The 22177-nt window shown below is 53.8% G+C and carries 17 protein-coding genes; 12 read left to right on the top strand and 5 right to left on the bottom strand.

Features of this window, described 5'->3' with window-relative positions:
* The first annotated feature begins 250 nt into the window (after positions 1 to 250).
* The 6 genes from H6G13_RS04825 (at position 251) to H6G13_RS04800 (ending at position 6798) form a co-directional block, all read left to right on the top strand.
* Complete coding sequence (locus H6G13_RS04825; RefSeq protein ID WP_190482032.1) at positions 251 to 526, top strand: hypothetical protein; 276 nt, start codon at positions 251 to 253, stop codon at positions 524 to 526.
* 110 nt (positions 527 to 636) lie between these two features.
* On the top strand, positions 637 to 1425 hold the full coding sequence (locus tag H6G13_RS04820; RefSeq protein WP_190482031.1) for a class I SAM-dependent methyltransferase: 789 nt from the start codon (positions 637 to 639) through the stop codon (positions 1423 to 1425).
* Between the two features lie 277 nt (positions 1426 to 1702).
* Positions 1703 to 3574: an iron uptake porin gene (locus tag H6G13_RS04815; RefSeq protein ID WP_242028151.1), complete on the top strand. Its 1872-nt coding sequence runs from the start codon at positions 1703 to 1705 to the stop codon at positions 3572 to 3574.
* A 203-nt stretch (positions 3575 to 3777) separates the two neighbouring features.
* Entirely contained in the window at positions 3778 to 4938 is a 1161-nt protein-coding gene (gene hpxO / locus H6G13_RS04810) for an FAD-dependent urate hydroxylase HpxO (RefSeq protein WP_190482029.1), read from the top strand.
* Between the two features lie 67 nt (positions 4939 to 5005).
* The gene (locus H6G13_RS04805; protein WP_190482028.1) at positions 5006 to 6448 is read left to right on the top strand and encodes a nucleobase:cation symporter-2 family protein; all 1443 of its coding nucleotides are present in this window, start codon (positions 5006 to 5008) and stop codon (positions 6446 to 6448) included.
* Positions 6449 to 6597: 149 nt separating this feature from the next.
* On the top strand, positions 6598 to 6798 hold the full coding sequence (locus H6G13_RS04800) for a hypothetical protein (protein ID WP_190482027.1): 201 nt from the start codon (positions 6598 to 6600) through the stop codon (positions 6796 to 6798).
* A gap of 20 nt (positions 6799 to 6818) precedes the next feature.
* On the opposite strand, the gene H6G13_RS29365 is transcribed toward H6G13_RS04800, so the two are convergent.
* Together H6G13_RS29365 and H6G13_RS04790 are read right to left on the bottom strand one after the other, a co-directional pair.
* Positions 6819 to 9191 carry a tetratricopeptide repeat protein gene (locus H6G13_RS29365; RefSeq protein ID WP_190482026.1) on the bottom strand — a complete coding sequence of 791 codons (2373 nt, stop codon included), beginning with the start codon at positions 9189 to 9191 and terminating at the stop codon, positions 6819 to 6821.
* Between the two features lie 134 nt (positions 9192 to 9325).
* Positions 9326 to 10108: a PD-(D/E)XK nuclease family protein gene (locus H6G13_RS04790; RefSeq protein WP_199305739.1), complete on the bottom strand. Its 783-nt coding sequence runs from the start codon at positions 10106 to 10108 to the stop codon at positions 9326 to 9328.
* A 1262-nt stretch (positions 10109 to 11370) separates the two neighbouring features.
* On the opposite strand from H6G13_RS04790, the gene H6G13_RS04785 reads away from it, so the two are divergent.
* The 6 genes from H6G13_RS04785 to H6G13_RS04760 all read left to right on the top strand — a co-directional run bounded on the left by H6G13_RS04785 (position 11371) and on the right by H6G13_RS04760 (position 20547).
* Complete coding sequence (locus H6G13_RS04785; protein ID WP_190482025.1) at positions 11371 to 12138, top strand: hypothetical protein; 768 nt, start codon at positions 11371 to 11373, stop codon at positions 12136 to 12138.
* Positions 12139 to 12268: 130 nt separating this feature from the next.
* Positions 12269 to 12961 carry a DUF4079 family protein gene (locus H6G13_RS04780; RefSeq protein ID WP_190482883.1) on the top strand — a complete coding sequence of 231 codons (693 nt, stop codon included), beginning with the start codon at positions 12269 to 12271 and terminating at the stop codon, positions 12959 to 12961.
* 172 nt (positions 12962 to 13133) lie between these two features.
* Positions 13134 to 16241, top strand: coding sequence for a UPF0182 family protein (locus tag H6G13_RS04775; RefSeq protein WP_190482882.1), 3108 nt, complete (start codon positions 13134 to 13136; stop codon positions 16239 to 16241).
* 283 nt (positions 16242 to 16524) lie between these two features.
* The gene (locus H6G13_RS04770; RefSeq protein ID WP_347277432.1) at positions 16525 to 16806 is read left to right on the top strand and encodes a hypothetical protein; all 282 of its coding nucleotides are present in this window, start codon (positions 16525 to 16527) and stop codon (positions 16804 to 16806) included.
* A gap of 359 nt (positions 16807 to 17165) precedes the next feature.
* The gene (locus tag H6G13_RS04765; protein ID WP_190482024.1) at positions 17166 to 17414 is read left to right on the top strand and encodes a helix-turn-helix transcriptional regulator; all 249 of its coding nucleotides are present in this window, start codon (positions 17166 to 17168) and stop codon (positions 17412 to 17414) included.
* Positions 17407 to 20547, top strand: a complete 3141-nt coding sequence (locus tag H6G13_RS04760; RefSeq protein WP_190482023.1) for a PAS domain S-box protein — start codon at positions 17407 to 17409, stop codon at positions 20545 to 20547. The genes H6G13_RS04765 and H6G13_RS04760 overlap by 8 nt, the downstream gene beginning before the upstream one ends.
* Here the strand turns inward: H6G13_RS04760 and H6G13_RS04755 are convergent.
* The 3 genes from H6G13_RS04755 to H6G13_RS04745 form a co-directional block, all read right to left on the bottom strand.
* Positions 20486 to 20899 carry a hypothetical protein gene (locus H6G13_RS04755; protein ID WP_190482022.1) on the bottom strand — a complete coding sequence of 138 codons (414 nt, stop codon included), beginning with the start codon at positions 20897 to 20899 and terminating at the stop codon, positions 20486 to 20488. The two genes, H6G13_RS04760 and H6G13_RS04755, sit on opposite strands and share 62 nt — an antisense overlap.
* A 54-nt stretch (positions 20900 to 20953) precedes the next feature.
* Complete coding sequence (locus H6G13_RS04750; protein WP_190482021.1) at positions 20954 to 21652, bottom strand: Crp/Fnr family transcriptional regulator; 699 nt, start codon at positions 21650 to 21652, stop codon at positions 20954 to 20956.
* A gap of 69 nt (positions 21653 to 21721) precedes the next feature.
* A complete protein-coding gene (locus tag H6G13_RS04745) occupies positions 21722 to 22150 on the bottom strand; it encodes a response regulator (protein ID WP_190482020.1) in 429 nt (142 codons plus the stop codon).
* Positions 22151 to 22177 lie beyond the last annotated feature (27 nt).

Here is a 22177-nt window from a genome sequence, read left to right as displayed (position 1 = left end):
TAAATCAGAGCAAACACTAGAGGTACAGGCTTGTGCACTCAGAGCAAGATATAGCGCATTCGAAGGGGGATGGGCATTATCCATAAGAATTGACCACAGGAAAGGATAGGCCTTCATGAATTCTAAGTTCAATCAGTAATTCAAGAGTTTATTGATTGTTCAACAAACCTTGTTTTTATTGCAATACCTTTTTCATCGCTAGCCATAGGCACTAGATTGGCAGTAGTCTAGAGCGATTAGCAAGCATTTAATGAAAATGCAAATCAACTACTACCCTTGGAATACCCAGACACTATCGTCCTGGATTGACACAGAACAGGCACGGTACAATAGCTTTGAGGATTTTGCTCAGGCTGTAGAGATATCATCACAAGTGCTCTGGAGATGGAAGAAACACTTGCTGTTTGACATTAAGCTAGAGCAGATCAAAAAGCTAGCCAAGTACCGCAATCTGAGTTTTGTAGAAGCAGTTGAGTGGCTTAATATCTGCAAAGCCCATTTAGAAATATTGGAAGAAGGGAAATAATGCCGCAGTGCCTTCTCCGCAGGCGGCAGGGTGAACGATAGAGAATCCAGCGTTACAGCGAGTGCATCGGCCGACTGTCCTAGCTCAATTGCTATGAGAGTGCATCGGTGATGGTTGACGATAGCAATAGAAAAACCTATTCATCCCGTGGGGTGGTGCACCACTATGCTCAGTTAAATATGCTGCAGCCTGCAGAGAAGACAGTTCTCGACCTGCTTCAAGACCAGCTCCCCAACATGAAGATGCTAGATATTGGGGTTGGGGGAGGACGAACAGCAAAACATTTCTCTAACGTAGCTGCAGAATACATTGGTATAGACTACTCAGCCGACATGGTCGCAGCCTGCAAGAGCCGTTTCTCAAGCGCCTCCCATCCGGCAATGTTTGAAGTCTGCGATGCCAGGAACATGCGCCAGTTTGAAGACAACACTTTCGACTTCATCCTGTTTAGCTTCAACGGCATCGACTATGTTTCCCACAGCGATCGGCTAAAGATCTTTAAAGAAGTTGCAAGAGTGGGTAAGCCTGGCGCTTATTTCTGCTTCTCTAGCCACAGCCTTCAGGGCATTGAACGAGCATTTAACGTTAAAACGCAGCTCAGCTTCAACCCTATCAAAACCTACGTAAATTTGGTAATGTGGGTTCTTTTTCGGGGATTTAATGCTTCAATCATTCCCCATAAGCTACAGGCTGCTAATTATGCAGTGATCCGAGATGAGTCCCACAACTTTCGGCTAAAAACCTACTACATCAGGCCCAAGGAACAGGTTAACCAGCTAACGCCTGACTTTACAGATATCAAGACTTATTCGTGGAAAAGTGGTCTAGAAATCACTCAAGAAAAAGAGTTGTACGCCAATGTTGACCAGTGGCTTTACTACCTATGCGTGATCAAATAGCAGATGGTAATAGGTAAATAAGGAGCCAGAAATAGTCATTGCGAGCAAAGCGTACAGCTCAGCGGGCCAACTTGTACTAAAGTGCACCGCCCAAATCTAACTTTCGCTTGTACGTTTATGCAGATTTCTCTGTAGCTGTCTTCTCGGCTACTTTTTTGGCTGTCTTTGCTTGCTACTGTCATCTACCAAAAGGTGGGTGTGAGGAAAATTAATGAGCCAAGTGACTTCGGAAGCACAAAGTTGTCTTCCTGTTTCTGATGGCTGGCAGAAATTGTTATTGAAGACAGGTCTTTTTTTACTAGTTTTTGCAGCTCCAGTAGCCGCCTCTGAACAACTTAAACCCCTTGATGAATCCTGGGTACAATCGGCCGATGCGCTGATTGCAGAACCTGATTTTTCGCACCTACAGGGCCGAAGGGCCTCTCTTGGGGAGGCAAACCCCAATCGCTCTGATCTATCCATTCAAGCTACTGCATCTACACATCAGCAGCTCCCTTCTCCATCCCTAGAAGCCCCTGCTGCTTTAATCAATCCGGCAGGCCCTAATGAGAGCTGGACAACTGCCCAGGAAGAAGGGACTGAGCTGGCTCAACTGACTAGTATCGGAGAGCTTTCTGACGTGTTGCCTTCGGACTGGGCCTATCAAGCACTGCAGAAGCTAGTGGAAGACTATAGCTGTCTGGTGGGTTACCCAAACGCCAGCTTCCAGGGTCAGGCAGCTCTAACTCGCTATGAATTTGCCGCAGGCCTGAATGCCTGCCTCAACGCATTGTCTGCTCTGGTCGCACCAGGACCTCGCCCTGATATTGATATACTGAGCCGCCTGCAGGCGGAATTTAGGGTTGAGCTGGCTACGCTGCGGCAGCGGGTAGATGACTTGGAGGTAGCTGCGGCAGAGCTAGAGGCTAATCAGTTTGCCACCATGACCAAGCTCCGGGGCAACGTTTTTGCCTTTTTGGGCAACGGCTTTACCAGTGGCGGCATTCGGGCAGAGGGACTGAACGCATTTACGCCTGCTCGTGATCCGGTGACCTTACAGCCCGTTGTTCGCACAGTTGAGGGCAATACAGCGCTCAACTACGGCTACCTGACGTTCCTCAATATGGACACGTCTTTTACCGGATCTGACCGGTTGAATCTGCAGCTGGTGGCGGGTAATGGAACGGCTCCTGCAAATTTCTATGTATCGGCGGGGCTGTTCAATACCTTTGGCACGCCCTTTACGTTCCAAAATGGCAGCGTTACGCCTGATGACTTTGCGGTTCGAGAGCTTTCCTACAGTTTTCCGGTGGGCGATCGCATCACAGTAGACATCGGCCCGCGCATCAACTGGTATCGCTACTTTGATAACAACCGCTACACCTTCTTTGTGACCGGCGCAAACAGCTTTAACTCCAGTGGCGGCACCCAAGTTAATGCAGTGGATCGGGGGGCAGGTGCGATCGCAGTTTGGAATCCCACTAACTGGCTCGACTTCCGGCTGGGCTACCTGGCCGAGAGCAACGAATTTCTGCCGGGGCTGCGGCCACCAGGAAACCCAGCAGTGGGTCTATTTGGTGGCACCAACACATTGACCGCCCAAGTGGGCATCCGACCTACCAATAATCTCAACCTGCGGCTGCTCTACACCCGCTCCAGTCTGGCAGCCAATGCGGCGGGTCTAGTTGGCGGATCCACCAGTGAACCGTTCTATGGCTTTGCCGACGATGGGCTGGGGGGGCCGTTGAGCTTTGCGACCGCCGATACCTTCTTGGTCAACTTCGACTGGCAGGTGACCGACTGGCTGGGCTTCTTTGGCCGCTACAGCTACGGCAGCACCAACCTACAGCCCGCCACCCTCGGCCGAGCCCCAGGCGAAATCAACGGGTACTCTTTCCAGCTCGGCGTTGCCTTTCCTGATCTGTTTAAAGAAGGGGCATTGGCTACCATTTCCTACCTGCAGCCCTTTAATGTGACTGCTGGGCGCAACTTCCTAGTTTCGGGCGGTGGCGATGGCGGTGTGCAGCATGAAGTGGAGCTGTCTTACCGCTATCCCCTGAGCCAAAATCTGGCGCTAATTCCCTCGTTTTACTGGATTGGCAACGCCAACAACTTCAGCGACAACCCCGATATTTTCCTGCTGAGCTTCCAAACCCAGTTCTTCTTCTAAGCACTGCCTAAAGGAAGCTACTGCCCGCTTTAAAGCCAACTATTTCGCCCTACCTCTGCCCCTATCTGTATCCCTTTTGGCAAATCTGCTTTTTAGGAATGCAGTACTGTTCAAACTTTATAGGGTGGGGATCAGCTGCCGCTGGGCAAGTAGATTGTGGGGGGAATAATCTATCGTTTACAGGGTTGAACTGGGGAGATGCTATGAATGACCTGAAGGTAATCGTCATTGGTGCAGGCATTGGCGGCTTAACCGCAGGGATTGCCCTGCAGCAGGCTGGGTTTGAAGTAGAGGTTTATGATCGGGTGCGCGATTTGCGTCCGGTGGGGGCGGGCATTTCCCTCTGGTCTAACGGGGTGAAGGTGCTCAACCGATTGGGGCTAGGCCAGCAGATAGCGCAGATTGGCGGTCGGATGGATCGGATGCAGTACCTTACCAAGACCGGAGAACTGCTCAATGACATCGACCTCTTGCCCCTAATTGAAGCGGTAGGGCAGCGGCCTTACCCCGTCGCCCGAGCCGATCTCCAGGCCATGCTGATGGGGGCCTATGGGGGCGAGGTTAAGCTGGGCCATCGGTGTGTTGCCATCGAAGAAGACGAAAAGGGCATTACCGCTATTTTTGAGAACGGCCATCGGGCTACTGGCGATCTGCTGGTAGCGGCAGACGGCATTCACTCGATTTTGCGGGAGCACGTGCTGGGGCGCAAAGTAGAGCCCCAATACGGCGGCTACATCAACTGGAATGGCCTGGTGCCCGCTAGCCCCGATCTGGCCCCCGCTAACGACTGGGTGATTTATGTTGGTGACCACCAGCGGGCCTCACTGATGCCGGTTGCAGGAGATCGCTTCTACTTCTTCTTTGATGTGCCGCTGCCCAAGGGCACCCCCGGACATCCTGAAACGCATAAGGCCGACCTGGCCCAGTACTTTGCAGGTTGGGCTGAACCGGTGCAGCGGCTGATTGAGCGGCTAGATCCAGCCACGATAGCCCGACCTGAGATCCATGATGTTGGCCCGATTGATCGCATGGTGCGAGGCCGGGTGGCATTGCTAGGCGATGCGGCTCACGCTACCTGCCCAGATTTGGGGCAGGGGGGCTGCCAGGCAATGGAAGACGGCCTGGTGCTGGCCCAATATTTAATGACGACAAATGTGGGTTTGGACTATGCCCTGGCCCGCTACGAAAAAGACCGCAAAGATCGCACCACTGCAGTGGTGCAAAAGGCTCGCAAGCGGGCGGAAATGATCCACGGCAAGGAGCCTGAGGTGACCCAGAAGTGGTACCGGCAGCTGGCGGAGGAAGACCCCCGCGATGTCACAAACGCCATTTCTAGCATCATCCTAGCCGGGCCGTTGGGTTGAAGTGGTGACAGCTTTGCTCGATGTGCTTGCCCCAATCTTGTTGCATTCACTCTAAAGGCTAGACACGATGGCATCTTCTGATCAAAAGTTCACGGCGGATATCCCGGCCACGCCTGAGCCGCCCAGGGTATCAGCAGATTTGATCTACGGACTAGACGATAGGCCCCCGGTTGGCGAAGCAATTGTGGTAGCGCTGCAGCACGTGCTGGCAGCCTTTGTCGGGATTATCACGCCGCCGCTGATCATCAGCAATGCGCTGGGGCTGGAACCGGCCGATACCGGCTACATCATCAGCATGTCGCTGTTTGTCTCAGGCGTTGCCACCTTTATTCAGTGCAAACGGATTGGGCCAGTAGGGTCGGGGCTGTTGAGCCTGCAGGGGACTAGCTTTGCCTTTTTGGGGCCGATTATCGGCGTAGGCACAGCTGCGATCGCAGGGGGAGAAACGCCCCAGGGAGCGCTAGCGCTGATTTTTGGGCTATGTTTCTTTGGCTCGTTTGTCGAGGTCTTTCTCAGCCGTTTTCTGCACCTGGCCCAAAAAATCATTACTCCAGTCGTTTCTGGAACAGTGGTGATGATTATTGGCCTAAGCCTGATCAAGACCGGCATTACCAGCATGGGCGGCGGCGTGATTGCTCAGCAGAACGGCACCTTTGGCAGCAATCAAAACTTGGCCTTGGGCGGCTTTGTGCTGGTGATTATTGTGATTTTGAACATGACGGGCAATCGGTATTTGCGAATGGGTGCGATCGCCATTGGCCTCGTACTAGGCTACCTAGTCTCCGTCTTTCTAGGGATCGTCAACTTCAGTGCCCTCAGCACCCTGCCGTTAGTGCGGGTGCCCATTCCCTTCCGCTACGGCATGGACTTTAACTTTGCCGCCTTTTTGCCCTTTATTCTGCTCTACCTGATTACCGCAATTGAGACCATTGGCGACCTCACAGCCACCTCTGCCGTATCTCGGCAGCCGGTCAAGGGCAGCCTGTATATGCGCCGCATCAAAGGTGGAGTCTTGGGTGATGGGGTTAACTCCCTCATCGCTGCCGTGTTCAACACCTTTCCCAACACCACCTTTAGCCAAAACAATGGCGTCATTCAAATGACCGGGGTAGGCAGCCGCTACGTCGGCTTTTTTGTCGCGGGCATTTTTGTGCTGCTGGGGCTGCTGCCGGTTGTTGGCGGCATTTTCCAGTCGCTACCGCAGCCGGTCTTGGGCGGAGCCACCATCGTCATGTTTGGAGCCATTGCCGTCGCTGGGATCAACATTATTTCCTCGGCTCCACTCGATCGGCGCTCGCTGATCATCGTCGCGGTGTCCCTGGCCCTCGGCCTTGGCGTCGTTTACGTGCCTGAACTGCTGGTAGATAAGCCCGCCATGATCAAAAACATCTTCTCTTCCGGCATTTCCACTGGGGGATTAACGGCGATTTTGCTGAACTGGCTGCTGCCCTATCCAACTGATACCGTCGAGCCTGTTCAAGAGCCCGGCACCCAGGGCGGCGAAGTGTAGAAGTCAATTCTTAAATAGCCCTGCGGGTAGGCTGCATGAGTTCTATGAAACCTTCTCATGGAACCCATGCAGCCTACTTTTTGTAAATTTCGCTACTTTTTTGCAGAATGGAGCTATAGACACAAGAGAAACAAAGCAGGAGCTAACCCATGACGCTACACAATCGCCAACCCTCCCAATCCAACGCTTGGAATGCTGCCCGACTAGCTAACCATGGCCATCAGCTAGAGGCTGCCTATGGTCTAGGCCTGGCTCAATCCTCAGCCAAAGAATCGGCTGAGGGTTGGACCGAAGAGTCTTTAGTTAACCTAGGCCGCAGCTTAGCCAGCGCTTATCTTCTAGGCCTATAGAAAATCAGACTGTATGAAGATCAATACGGAGAAGATCCGTTTAAAGCAGCTCCGTCAGCGGGGGTTTGCTTGAGCTTACTCAGGGTGCGCTGCACAGTCGGCAAAATCTGCTGATCTCCCTGAGTCTGCAGCTGGTGCTGGGCCTTTTCTAGATCGGCAATGGCCTGCTGGCGGTCGCCCTGCTTATCGTAGGCGGCACTGCGGAAAAAGTAGGGCAGCGCAGTTTCATCGCTCCACTCCACGGCCCGGTCGTAGTCTTCAATAGCCCCACTCAAATCCCCCAGCTTCTGAATGGCGCTGCCTCGGTAGAGGTAAGACATGGGCGACTGCGGATCTAGCTCAATTGCCCTAGAAAAGTCAGCTACCGCTGCCTGATAGCGATTTTTCTCCAGGCGCAGCCAGCCTCGGTTGCAGTAGGCTGCCAGCAGATCTGGGCACAAGGCAATGGCCTGGCTAAAATCTTCTTCGGCATCGTCAATTTGGCCCAGATCAACTAGGGCCACGCCCCGGTTGTTGTAGGCTACGCCGTTCTCTGGCTCAATTGAGAGCACTTGGGTGTAGTCGGCAATGGCCCCCGGCTGGTCACGCAGGTCGTAGCGAGTCGTTCCCCGGTTGAAAAAGGCCGCTGCATCGGTTGCCGCAATCACTGGGTTCTCAAAGCGTTCGGCTAGGGCCTGTACCACCTCTGGGTCTGTGGTTTGCAGCTTGAGATCGAGGTCGGGAAAAACGCTGGTGCGGGTTTGCAGCCCCTGAAGACCGAGGATGGCCAGGGTGCGATCGCACACCAAAAAGCTTTCATCACTGCCCAAAATCTTGAACCGAAAGCGATCAGGATAGCTCTGGCGCAGCGGCATCAGCCGGTTGAGAGCCGCTTTGAGTGTCTTGATCTGGGCTGACTCAGTGCCCCAGCGCAGGCTGATCGCCCGCACCAGCCGCCCCTCTTGGCGGTTGCCCCGGTGGCACCAGCCAATCTCCAGGTGGCATTGCCGCGCCAGCACTTGCCGAAACCGATACACCAGCGCATCATCTAGCTCCAGGTCGGCAGACCAAGGCCAGACCAGCAGCAGCCGATGATGAGCCCAGTCCAGCGCCGCTTCTAAGGCTCGGCGGCTAGCGTTGCGGCTAGTCGGCAAGCTAGAGTCGCTTGCCCCCGGAAAGTCGATAATCCACTGGCTCTGGGCCGGATCTACGGTCGCCAGCGGCGAACCTGCACTAAATTGGCTGCTCAGGCCCTGCAAAGCTTCCTCCGTCCAGTTTAGGCGGCTCGCTAGCTGGCTGAGCAGTTCTTGGGCTGGCGCTGCCCCTTGCTCTATCTGCTGCAGGAGCAACTGCTGCTGTGTCTGCAATTGTCCCGTTAAGGCTTCTAGCTGAGACAGCTTTCCTTCCCAGGTTTCTGTGTAGGTGGTTGCTAGGCGCTGCAGCTCAGCCTGTAGGTGGGACGGGTCTTTGCCTTCTTGCAGGTGCTGCTCTACGTGCTCTAGAGAGGCAGAGAGTCGCTCCATTTCGGCTTCCAAAGAAGCTGCGATGAACTCCATTTGAAAGGTATTTTCGCCCACGGGCTGCACCGGCTGGCTGCCTGTTCGCAGTCGCTTGAGCGCGTGGTTTAAGGTGGTCTGCTGCTGGCTCAGCTCCTGAAGTCGGGTCACTAAATTATCAAATTCATGGCGGGGCACCAGCCCAGACACTGCCTTGATCAGCTCCTGCACTTCCTCCTTGAGGTGCTGAGGATCGAGGGTTACTGGCAGTTGCCGCAGCCGTCGATCGACATGGTGAATGGTGTCTTGCAGATGAGAGACGGTGGTTTTAGTCTCGCTGCCCAGGGTTTCTAGGGTGACGCGCATTTGCATCACTTCTGTCTTGAGCACCGAAATTTGAGACTCTGCTGCCTCTACCCGAGGCAGGGTAGACAGGCGCTGAATGTAGGAGGTCAAACTTTCTAGAGAAGCGGTCAAATAAACATAGTGGTCTTGCAGGCGGCAGATGTCTTGGTTGATCTGGCTCAGATCGGGCATCTCTAGCGAGGTCAGCCGCTGTTCTACGTCCTGTTGTAGGCTCTGCAGCTCTTTAGAAAAGCGGAAAAAGGACCGATCGTTGCGATCCATCACCGATCGCTGAAAATTGGTCAGGGCCTCTGGTGACGGTAGGGCTGTGACCTGTTTGCTTAAGTTAATGACCTTTCGAGCAATTAAGCGATTTTGCTGCAGCAGTGTTTGATCGGCTTCACTCAGCCGCTGCTCTAAACGGTTGCGGCTAAGGAGCCCCAAGGCAACAACTGCCGTGAGGGGTGCCGAGGCAAATGCGATGTTTTGAGTTGCAACTGAGGCGATGGTGCCAGCCCCCGAGCCAGCCAGTAAGGAATATTCTGCCAGCCTGAGCCAATGACGGTCTTTCACAGTTTTTTGCAAATCCCTGACGGAAAGGATAAGAACAGTTGAAGCAGGGCAAGGAAGAGGGGGCATCAACGGCTTACCAATTCAAGTTTCAGGAGATCGCTCGGCTGATCAGGAAATTTTCTGGGCGGTGTTTTCTAGAGCGGCACTTCTTCGATCTCTGCGAGCGAAGGCAGCGACGACAAGCCCGCAGCCCCAGACTCGGGCAGTCGGCCACAGGGCGAGACAAAAAGGCAGCGATCGCAACTTTCCTGCGCCAAGCTCACCTGGGGAAAATGACCGCTTTGCTGATAGCCACTCAAGTCCGCCGTTAGCTTTAGCAAATCCTGTCGGGTCTGCTCGTGCTGCTTTGAGCTGTAGGTAATCTGCACTTCCTGGGGCAGAAACTCGCCTGTCTGAGCATCACGGTGGCGCACAAACCAGTAGCTCATAGCCACCTGTTCAGGGCTAAGGTCGGTGGTTTCAACCAGCACATAGAGATAGAGCCGGGTCTGCCAGTCCTGCGCCAAGGAGTTGCGATCGCGCATCTGCAGATAGGTCTTCCAGTCCACGATCAGCCCGCTTCCTGGACGACAAATCAGCAGGTCGTAGATCACCGTCAGGCTATAGCCATTAAAGGCCAGCGACCGCCGGTGCTCACTCTGCCGAAAATGGGTCGGCTCAGATTGAAACAGCTCAGGGGCTCGCTCTAGCAGTGCCGCCATACAGTCTCGCAGGTGCTCCTCATCGGCCAGATTGCCCGGCAGCGGCAGCCCTAGCTCCCGCTGCTGCATCAGCAGGTGAAAGCGGTTGCCCCACAGCTGACTGGCCTGTAGGTCTGGAGACGGAGGCACCGTGAGGCCCTCTAGAAAAATTTGCTGAAACTTGCGAGGGCAAGTCTCAAGCAGGCTTAAATGGCCCTGGGTAAGATTCGTCAGCATGGCAGTCAAGGTTTTTTTCTATTCGAGCACAGTTCTCACCCAGGTAACAATCTTTTTCATTGCTTGACCGTTGATTAAAAGGAGTCAACAATTTGCTTTTGCTAGTTGATTTTTTGTTAGCCGCTGGCCTGTAATTTATCTCTCTTTTGATGGACTAGCAGCATCTACTAATGGCCTACGGCAACCGTACCTATACCCAAAGTCGTAAAAAAGACCTTTGAATGCCCCGATCCCAAAAGTAAACTTTATTTTCAAGCAGGCATTTTCTATTTAAGCCCGCCTACACTTTAAGGATGAAGCGATTAAAGCTTCCCTGGCAGATAGAACAGTCAATTGAAACCGTTACAGGAGAGGTAGAGTTCTGCTAAAGTTCAATCTGTCTCGTTCAACCAACAGCATCCCAATCTGGAATCTACACTTCCAAAACTGATGTCCTGAGAGCTCTGTGACTGGCCAATTACAATCGCCTCTAACGCCAGATCAGCTATCTCTACTCATCCTTGTGAAATGTTGGAAGCCCCTAGAAATCTCAACTGGAACTTGCTGTTGAAATACGTCCTCAACTTTCTTTCGCCCAGAGACGCAGCTAGCCTGCGTCTCTATTTTTTTAAAGAGTTGCATAAGTTGAGCTACGTAGATTGAGTTAAGCGCAGTAAACCCAAAACTCTAACCTTCCGTATAAAGAAGCATCAAAAATAATAGCCATCTCCTGTAGGTTGGGTTAAGCGCAGCGAACCCAACACTTCCAACCTTTTGAGTAAAGAACTCTAACATATTTGTTTTTTATTCCTTACTAAGCAGGACTTTAAAGTCCTGCTTAGTAAGACAATCTAGAAGATGGCAAGCAAGCTACCTTATACTCTGACAAAAACAATAATCGATCAGAAAAGTGAACTTATTTTTCGACTTCTTGATCCCCCTCCAAATCAAGCTATAGTTAAGGAGAAGCAAATACAGCTTCCCTGGCAGATTAAACAGCCAACTTGTCCATCCAACACCAAGAGGTAAAGACGCTGTTAATCCCGAATCTGTCTCGTTCAACTAACAACATCCAAGCTCAACGACACTTCCTATACTGATAGATTGGGAGCACTGCGATCGCACCTTCACAGAAGGCCAGCTGATCGGCTAACTCCGTCCAGGCTCAGCCCATGTCAGGAAGTCACTCGGTCTATGCTTGGATGTTGTTGCTTTATAGGTGTGCCGATTGCTAGCGTTTCAGGTATATGTAGTAGGACACGCTGACGGGGCAGGGAAGCAAAATGGCTATTATCGCGCTAAAAGCCTGGTATCTAGAGGATTACGAGCCGGTCAAGGCGCTAGAAAAACGGCCCCACGACCTGCGGCTGAGCAAAAATAGTCTGCTGAAGTCGGCGCTGCGAGCTGATTTTCTAGAAGATAGCGACGACGTTAAAAAATCGGCCTGGTTTCAGCGCTACCTAGAAGGCGACACGGTCGAGTTTTACGTTGAGGGCAGCGGTACCTACATCATTGCCAACATTGACCTGATCAGCCACGAGATCTACTTCGCCAAGCAAGACGTCTTTGCCAACCTAGATCCGACTATCTTCTTCTGCTATCAAGATGACTATCCCGACGCCAGCAACCTGCTGCGCGACGAGCTGCAGGACGTGATCGAAAGGCTCAACCGGCGTTCTCGCATTGCCCTAACGCTAGAAGAGTCTCACCGGCTGAGCGAAGGCCCCGCTCGCCTGGGCAGCGGCCTGACCCGCAAAATCCGCAAGTGCCTGCTGTTTTTGGCCGATGGCACACCCATTACTCAGATAGACGGTTCCCCGCCTCAGCTTATTCCCAGCCCCAAGGTCTGTGTCGAAATGGGCTATGCGCTCCAGAGCAAGCGGCCTGAGCAGATTTTGCTGGCCCAGATGGAGCGCGACGATCTGCCAGGGCAGTTTCCCTTTGACCTGTCGGGGCGCAACCGGCTCACCTTCAGCGGCAAGGGTGATCTGCACAAGAGTTTGCCTAAGGCAGTCGAAGAACATTTAGCTCGCTTTAATCTTTGGAGCTAGTTCTCTCGGTAGGATGGTGCTGACTGCCCTCCCTCCAAAGGAGGAAGATGCAATCAGCGATCTAACCTAGGGCTGCTTTACCAGCCTTGGGTTTAAAAACGCCAACCCTACAGGCCCAGGAACTAACATGCTGGACACCCCGGATTTGCTGCGGCTAATTCACCCAATTCTTGCCGTTGTATACGTTTTTCCCCTGATCGGCGTTGTCACCTACTTTGCTATGCAGACGCGGCAGCGCCGACTGGCTATCGCCGCCAAAGAAAAAACTAAAGTCAGCCCGGCCGTGGGTAAGGAGCACGTGCAGGTTGGCCGCTGGCTGGCAGGTTCGGTCGTGGGGCTGGTCTTGATTGGGCTAGCTCACCCCATCTTTAAGTATCTCAACAACGCTCAAATCTGGACTTCAGACCCCTTTCAGGGCACTTTTATTGTGCTGATGTTTGCCCTGACCATTGCGGCTCTGGTGTTTCTCTTCCGGGCGCGAATGCCGCTCTGGCGCGGGGTATTCGCCACCCTGACGGGCATGGGGCTGGTAATTTTGGGCTGCCAGGATGGGGTATTTCGGCGCACCGACGAGTGGTACGTTTCCCACTACTACCTCGGCATGACCGCAGCCCTGCTGATGGTTTTTTCTGTGGCTATTTTGCCTGATATCTACAAATCTAGCCGCTGGCGCATTACTCACATCGTCCTCAACTCTGTTGCCCTACTGCTATTTATTAGTCAGGGGGTTACGGGCACTCGCGACCTGCTGGAGATTCCGCTGCACTGGCAAGAGCCGCACGTCTATCAGTGTGACTTTACCAATCAGACCTGTCCTGAATAAGCCTGTAGGTTGGGTTAGCTAGCGAAACCCGGCGCTGCAAAAGACTGTTGGGTTTCGCGAAGCCTCAACTAACCCACGGATTTTGCCTTGCGTTAAAACCCAACAGCAGGGGTTTTGCTGACGACAGCGGTACAATCTCAGGCAGGATCGCCCCTTGATTTGGCCTGAGCTCATGTATTTTCTTAAAGCGCTGAAGTTGCGGCAAGTCCTCTGGTGGCAGTGGGCTCTGGGGCCTCTGGCTCTGCTGCTATTTGCCGATGCCGCCGTATATCTCTTCTCAGAGGGGCTGTGGTTCCAGGAGGTCAACTACCTGGCGGTGTTTCAGCTGCGAATGCTGACCCAGTTTAGTTTAGGCATTGTGGCTTTTGCCTTGAGCCTGATCTTTGCCATGAGCAATTTGGCTTTGGCCTTTAGGCTGCGGCCTCTCAAGCCGCCAGAAGAATTGGTCGACCGGCCTGCTGGGCGAGGGCTGCGGTGGTTGCTGCTGCTGGCGGTGGCGCTGGGGCTACTGTTGGGCGTGCAGCTGCTTTATCAGGGGCAGGTGGTGGCTAGCTACTGGCCAACTACGTCTAGCCTGTATAACTCGGCTCCGCCCCTGCCGCTGTGGGCCAAGCCCGATGCAGTGCAGTCTGTGGCTGGGCGGCTGGTGGCTCAACCCTGGCAGCTAGTGGCGCTGGTGATGGCTGCGATCGCATTTCTACTCTACCCCCGCTGGTCGATTCGGCTGGCGGCGGGGCTCATGAGTCTGGGCTTTGCCCTGATCTTGTCAGAGCATTGGAACAAGGTTTTGCTGGCGCTGCAGCCGCTGGCCTTTGGCCAGAGCGATCCGATTTTTGGCCGAGACATTGGGTTTTACATTTTTCGGCTGCCGATCTGGGAGCTGCTCAATTTTTGGATGATTGGGCTGAGCTTTTTCATGCTGGTATCGGTGACGCTGGTTTACCTGTTGGCCGGAGACAGCCTCAGTCAGGGCCGCTTTTTGGGGATGTCGCTATCGCAGCAGCGCCACCTCTACGCCTTGGCCGGGCTGCTGTTTTTGGCGACCAGTCTCAATCACTGGCTGGGCCGCTATCAGATTCTCTACGCCCAAGACGGGGCCGTAGCTGGGGCAGGCTACACCGAAGTGCATGTCAACCTGCCCGCCTACACCGTCCTGAGCGTGCTGACCTTGGTTTTGGGCTTGGGCTTTTTGTCGCGCTTTGTTTTTTGGCGGGTTACCCTGCGGGGCCTGGTGATTTGGCTGCGCGATGTGGGGCGGCGGCAGTATGCAGCCCTGCCCAAGCTGGCCTATCAGCCGTTGCGATCGCGCCTTTTGATCTGGGGCATTGTGCTGTATCTGCTGGTGGCGGCTCTGGGAACAGTGCTGCTGCCGCCCCTAGTGCAGCGGGTAGTGGTGCAGCCCAACGAGCTGGTGCGCGAGCAGCCCTACATCCGCAACTCCATTGCCCTCACCCGCAACGCCTTTGATCTGGCTGACATTGATGTTGAGCCATTTAACCCAGATGGCGAGCTAACTTATGCCGACATCGAGGAAAACACCCTCACGCTAGACAACATTCGTCTGTGGGACACCGTTCCCTTGCTGGAGAGCAACCGCCAGCTGCAGCAGATCCGGCTCTACTACGAGTTTCGGGATGCCGATGTAGATCGCTACCCTCTTCTCAACACCCTGGGCACCTATGATCGGCGGCAGGTGCTGGTATCGGCCCGCGAGCTGAACTACGAGCAGGTGCCTGCGATCGCAAAAACCTGGGTTAACGAGCACCTAGTCTATACCCATGGCTTTGGCTTTACCATGAGCCCGGTGAATACGGCAGCGCCCGATGGCTTGCCGACCTATTTTGTCCGAGGCATCGAAAACGTCCCCAGCAGCCCAGAAATCGCTGCCAGCATACCCATTGCCAAGCCCCGCATCTACTTTGGGGAGCTGACCGACACCAACATCATGACCAACGCCGAGGTGCCAGAGCTAGACTACCCCAGCAACGAAGAGAACATCTACACGGCTTATCAAGGCCGAGCCGGAATTGACGTAGGCGCTTTTTGGCGGCGGCTGATTTTTGCCCGTCGCCTGCTCGATTGGCGCATGCTCTTTACCGAAGACTTTACGCCCCAGACCCGACTGCTCTATCGCCGCAACATTGCTGAGCGGGTACGTGCGATCGCACCTTTTCTGCGCTTCGATAACGACCCCTACCTAGTCGTAGTCGATGCCGGAGACGATTCCCGCACTTGGGGAACGGGGTTAGAGGCTCCTATCAATGCCCGACGAGACATCAATTTAGAGGCTTTTCAGTCGCGCAACTCTGACATCAGCCAGGATAACTTTGATCCCCAAACCGACCCCAACTACCTCTACTGGATCATCGACGCCTATACCGTTAGCGATCGCTACCCCTACTCCGACCCAGGAGAAAACGACTTTAACTACATCCGCAACTCCGTTAAGGTCGTCGTCGATGCCTACAATGGCTCCGTTGGCTTCTTCATTGCTGATGCCGATGATCCGCTGATTCAAACTTGGGATCGCGTGTTTCCCGGCATGTTTCGGCCCCTGGCAGACATGCCGCCCGCCCTGCAAGAGCACATCCGCTATCCCCAGGATTTGTTTCAGGTGCAGGCCAACCAGCTCATGACCTACCACATGACCGACCCCCAGGTGTTTTACAACCGGGAAGACCAGTGGCGCGCCCCCAACGAAATCTACGCCAACGAAGCCCGAGCGGTCGAGCCCTACTACCTGATCATTCGGCTACCGGGGGAAGAAACTGAAGAGTTTATCTTGCTGCGGCTCTTTACCCCGGCCCAGCGCAACAACCTGATCGGCTGGCTAGCGGCCCGCTCTGATGGCGATCGCTACGGCCTGCGCTTGCTCTATCGTTTTCCTAAACAAGAGCTGGTCTTTGGCCCTGAGCAGATCGAGGCCCGCATCAACCAAGACCCGGCCATCTCCCAGCGCATTTCCCTGTGGGATACCCAGGGGTCGCGGGCGCAGCAGGGTAACCTGCTGGCAATTCCGATCGAGCAGTCGCTAGTTTATGTCGAGCCGCTCTACCTGGTGGCTGAGCAAAACCGGCTGCCCGCGCTAACGCGGGTCATTTTGGTATATCGCAACCGCATTGCGATGGCTGAGACGCTGCAAGACGCCATTTCAGCCGTCTTTTTGCAGGAGCAGCCCACGACCCCACCGATTTTGCGCGAGCTAGATGAAAGCGAGCCGGGGCTAGATGAGCCTTTAACGCCGGACATTGAGCCAGAGTTGGGGGGTCAGGAGGGGTAAAAAGGGAATGAGGGTGGATGAGATCTGACTTGACTCTTTGAGCCAGATCCAGTAGTTTCAATGCTTATAGCTGTGTGTGTGCAGCTTGTCTCTCCCAAAAATTTGGCGGTGCCGGAAGTTGTTTGCACCAACAACCGACACCTAACCCCCGAAGACAGATGGAGCCTGTCGCGGAGGCTAGAGGTGATCTTAGTAGATCACGTCGCTGGCCGCCTCGCATTCTGATGTCTGGGGCGGCCAAATTTTTGGGGTTTCCTACCCACTCTTATCTGGAGGAACCCCCGTGATTTACGTTCCCTATTTCAGGTCGCCCGCTGGCAGCGAGGCGGCTCAGCCGATTATGCTTGGTTCGCCTTTGCGGGTGCCGGGTCGTGAGCCGCTGCGCCATATTTTGGTAGGCTCTCGCGATGGCGTAGAGCAGGCGGTGCAGCAGCTCCATGCGCTCACCTATGCCGAGCAGTTTCAGTGGAGTCAGCCCATCATTGTGCCTGAAACGGGCATTACGATTACCCCAGCCCAAGGGGAAGTGCTGCGCTATCTGATTCGCTGGCGGTCGGTAAGCTAACTGAAGCGTATCGGTTGGGTTTTGCTGGGCCGATGCTGTTGGCGAAACCTAGTCTCGTAGGTTGGGTTAGGGCCCAGCGAAACCCAGCAGTCTTAAGGGTTTGTTGGGTTCGCTGCGCTTAACCCAACCTACAAAAACTGCGCTGTTGCTGTTGGTGAAACGCAACAGTTCAAGGGGTTTGTTGGGTTCGCTGCGCTTAACCCAACCTACACAAAACCGTAGTTTTAGCCTGAGGGGGCTGCTGCCTAAATCAGCTCTACAGCGAGATATAGGAAAAGTTGCTTGCAAACTCTTCCTTAGGAATGTGGATGAGGTTATCCCAGATGTCCTATTGTGATCCCTTAAGAATCACAATAGAGATGTCTACCACCAAATCTTTGCAAACTGCACATTTAGTCCGGGGCCTCCGACAGCACCTCAACCTGTCTCAGGAGAAGTTTGCGGCTAAATTGGGGGTCTCTTTTAAAACCGTCAATCGCTGGGAAAAGGGACATACCGAGCCCTCTCCAATGGCGCTAAAGCTGATTGAAGATCTGCTAGAAACCTTGGGCGAACCGGGCCAGGCTCTCCTGAATCAATATGGGCTAAAGGCAAATTCTGATGGCTGAAGTGCGTCCTCCTGTAGCTCTAGACAATGTTTTGATCACGGCAGAGTTAGCGACAAGACCACCTAAAGCCCCTAATCTACAGGCTGAGATTCAAGCGCTCCACGCTCTGACCCGGCAGCTAGCAGAGCAGTGTCAAACGGTGCTCAAAACCCTGGTGATGGTTGCCAAAGACCTTTGTCAGGCAGGAACCGCCGGAGTCAGCTTACTAGAAACTACCTCAGAGGGGGAAGAAATCTTTCGCTGGGCTGCGCTCTGCGGTGTGCTAGAAGCTTACGACCAGGGGACAGCGCCCAGAGACTTTAGCCCCTGTGGCACCTGCTTAGACCTCCAAGCGCCGCAGCTGTATGCTTATCCTGATCGGTATTTTACTTACCTTCAGGAGACAAGTCCGAGGATCGTTGAGGGCTTGGTGATTCCGTTGATAGGGGCTGATAAGTCATTGGGTGCTCTCTGGATTGTGTCTCATGACGAGGCGCGGCGGTTTGATGCCGAAGATGTGCGAGTGATGACCAGCCTGGCCGACTTTACAACGGCAGCGCTGCAAAGCATTCATCTGCGCCAGACTGCTGAGCTGGCCTGGCAGAAAGAGCAGGCGGCTCGTCAAGAAGCGGCAGCAACCCGTCAGGCCCTAAATGAATCGGCACAGCGGGCTGTTGAAATTCTAGAAAGCATTACGGATGCCTTTGTCTGCATTGACCATGAGTGGCGGATTACTTACGTCAATCAGGAGGCTGCTCGGCTAACCAAACTGCGGCCAGAGAAGCTGATTGGCAAGACGCGCCAGGAAATGCAGCCTTGGACCCTCGGTACGGTGCTTGAGCAGGTGTATCAGCGCACTGTGACAGAGCAGTTTGTGGGGCACTTTGAGGCTTTTGATGAATCGCTAAGGCTGTGGCTAGAGATCCATGCCTATCCCTGTGAGGTTGGCTTTAGTATTTATTTTCGAGACATTACTCAGCGCAAGCGCACCGAAGCCAAACGGCAGCAGGCAGAGCTTGCCTTGCAAGAGAGCGAGTCGCGCTTTCGCCTGATTGTTGAAAGTGCTAAAGACTATGCCATCTTCACCCTTGACCTAGATGGCATTATCACCAGCTGGAACCCTGGCGCTGAAAGGCTGTTGGGCTACCAGGAAGCAGAAGCCATCGGCTATCATAGCCGCGTGATTTTTACGCCTGAAGATAATGAGAACAGCCAAGCCGAGCAGGAGATCCAGACGGCTCTAACTCAGGGACGGGCAGAAGATGAACGCTGGCACATCCGCAAGAATGGCAGCCGTTTCTTTGCTAGCGGTCTGATGACGCAGCTGCAGGATGATGAGGGCAATTTGCAGGGCCTGGTTAAAATTTTGCGGGACGTGACCGAGTCGCGGCAGGCAGCAGAGCGGGAGCAGTTTTTATCAGAAGCCAGTGCCGTATTGGCCGGATCTATCGACTATAAAACTACCTTATTTAACATTGCTCGTCTGGCTGTACCGTTTTTAGGCGACTTTTGTTTTTTTGATATTGTTAATGCCAATCAACAGATCGAGCGCTCTGCCTGGCACCACCGCGATCCGGCAAAGCGAGGCTGGTTTGATCAGCTGCAGCGCTCTGTGCTACCCCAAGATCGAAGAAACCATCCTGTTGAGCAGGTTCTAACCAGTCGTCGGGCTGTCTTTGTCTCCCACGTTACAGAGGCCTGGATGCAGGGAGCAGAGACAGGTGAGGAGCACAGGAATTTTATTCGGCAGGCTCAGGTGCGATCGCAAATCACCGTGCCCCTGATTGCCCATGCCCGTCAGCTAGGAGCCTTGACCGTTTGCCTAGACACTTCCTCAGATCGTCACTACACCTCGGCAGACCTATCCCTGGCAGAAGAACTCGGCCACCGAGCTGCGCTAGCTCTAGACAGCGCCCTGCTATACCAGCAGGCCCAAGAAGCCAACCGGATGAAAGATGAGTTTTTAGCCGTACTGTCGCACGAGTTGCGATCGCCGCTCAACCCAATTTTGGGCTGGGTGAAGCTGATTCAAAAGGGCAACCTAGACGCTGCCAAAACCGCAAAAGCCTGGTCTACCATTGAGCGCAATGCCAAGCTGCAGGCGCAACTGGTAGAAGATTTACTAGATATCTCTCGCATTTTGCGCGGCAAGCTCAGCTTAGATGTAAACCAGGCTAGCTTGCCACAAGTCGTCGAGTCGGCCATTGAAACTGTACGACTGGCAGCCCAAAGCAAATCCATCACGCTAGAGACTGCAATCAACCAGGAAATTCCGCCGGTTTTAGGAGATGTCACCCGGCTTCAGCAGGTAGTCTGGAACCTACTGTCTAATGCGGTTAAGTTCACGCCAGCTGGAGGACGGGTTGAGGTCAAGCTGTCACGGGTGATTGATCAGGGCTTAGAGGTAAATGAAGCGATCGCAGCCCATAGCCAAGCATCCCTACCCCTTAACCAGTTCGCCCAACTGACCGTAAGAGACACTGGCAAGGGCATCCCTGCTGATTTTTTGCCCCACGTATTTGACTACTTTCGACAGGCAGACAGCGCCACCACCCGCCAGTTTGGGGGGCTGGGGCTAGGGCTAGCGATCACCCGCCAGCTCGTCGAAGCCCACGGAGGAACCATTCGGGCCGAAAGCCCAGGTGAGGGGCAAGGAGCCACTTTTACCGTCAGGCTGCCGCTCGCGCCCACGCCTAGCAAACACCCTCCAAGCTGTCACTTCTTCAAAGAGACCCTCAGCCTAAAGGGCACCCAAATCTTAGTTGTAGACGACGAGCCAGATGCGCTAGAAGTTGCCGCTTTTTCGCTGGAGCAAGCCGGAGCCCACATTCTCACAGCCAGTTCTGCAGACGAAGCACTGACCCTATTAACCCAAGCTTGCCCAGACGTCTTACTGAGCGATATCGGTATGCCCCATCAAGATGGCTATATGCTGATGCGGCAGGTCAGAAAGCTGCCGCCAGAACAGGGCGGGCACATTCCTGCGATCGCATTGACCGCCTACGCCGGAGAGGTAGATCACCAGCAGGCGCTAGCGGCAGGCTTTCAGCGACATATTTCCAAACCGGTTGAGCCAGAGATGCTGGTTAGAGCTATTGCTGAGCTAATGCAGCAGAATCAGCGTCAGGAACCGGGCACAGGCGCTGCAAAATGACCTTTAGCTGCTGCCCATCTTCCAAGTAAGTCACATACTCGTTTTCACTCACCTGAATGTCTTGCCCCTCAAGATCGGCCCCATAGCGTTCGGCCATAACGAGAATAGGGACAGGATCTTCAAGTTGTGAGCTTTGGCGAATCCGACTGCCGATTTCAAGCATCTGTGCAATGGATTGCCCGGCTTGGTTAATTAAAATCAGGTGAAAGTGCTCATGTCCTCCCTGAATTCGCTGAATTGCATCTGCTTCGTCGAGAGCGATGATCAGCTCATAGCCCCAGTTTTGCAGGTTATGCTTCAGCAGCGGCCGGACTTCATCATCCGGCTCTAAAACGAAAATGAAAGGCACCATTTTACCTACTAGTTCAGCTTTTACGTATTTCTAATAAACAAGGTCTGTTGCCCACTATACGGATCCTAGCAGGCGGTCATATTCAGTTCTAATGGTCTTGAAACACTCACAGGCAGAGGCTTCTAGCCCAGACTGGTTGAGAATCTGAACATTGCCCCGACGATACTGAATGACTTTTCGCTCCTGCAGCTTTTGCGCCGCCAGGGTCACCCCAGACCGACGAACGCCCAGCATCGTCGCAACATACTCGTGGGTCAACGGCAGATAATCTGAGCCAATTCGCTCCTGAGTTTCTAGCAGCCAGCGAGCCAAGCGCTGTTCTAAAACGTGGAGAGAGTTGCAGGCAGCCGTTTGCGAAACCTGCGCCAAAAACGCCTGGGTATAGTAAAACAGCACGTCGCGCAGTTCCCCATTGCGATCAAATTCCTGCCTCAGGATTTGGGCCTCAATTTTCATGGCGCTGCCTGCAACCTGTACCACGTACTCCGTCTGAGTAGTTTCGCTCTTACCCATAAAAGCATTAATGCCCAGCACTTCCCGACGACCGACCATGCCCACCTCCGCAGTCGATCCATCTTGCATCGTTATCGTCACTGAAAAGAGACAGCCCATCGGGAAATAGAGGTAAGACATAGGCTCACCGGGTCGATGAATAAACTCACCTTGTTTAAGGCTGACCTGATGGAGATGAGGGTCTAAGCGCTTAAAGACCTCAGAAGGCAGAGCAGCCAATATTTGATTTTCAACGGTCATGGGGGCCTCAAAAGAACTCCAGAGAGGCCCTTCATAGAACACATCTCAAAACTAAACGACAAACTCTGCTTAGCTACATGTGCTCGCAGCAACCTCCTGATTGGGCTCAGTAATGCAGGCTACTGCTGCAATCAGTTCATCAATATCGAGCGGTTTGGGCAAATGCCTGCAAAATCCGGCAGCTAGGGCCTGGGCGCGATTTTCGTTTCCGGTGCGGGCAGTAAGTGCGATCGCAGGAATCCGAACCCGATGATTCGTTTCAAAGGCTTGCACCTTACGCATTAGGGTGTAGCCATCTTCAATTGGTAGAGCAATCTCGCTAATCAAGAGATCTGGTAAAGTATTTTGCATAGCCTCCAGCGACTCGCTAACGCAAGTTGCCGTTACCGTCTCAATCTCATACCCATCAAACAACGCTATCAGTAGCTCCCTAGAATCTAGATCGCTATCGACAACAAGCACTCGGAGGCCCTTGTGGGGGATAGTTGAGTTACACATATCCGCAAGACGTTGCCCCAGGAAAAG

It is taken from the genome of Pseudanabaena sp. FACHB-2040 (assembly GCF_014696715.1).
Classification (GTDB): Bacteria; Cyanobacteriota; Cyanobacteriia; order Phormidesmidales; family Phormidesmidaceae; genus JACVSF01.
This window is presented reverse-complemented; position numbering and strand designations above follow the sequence as displayed.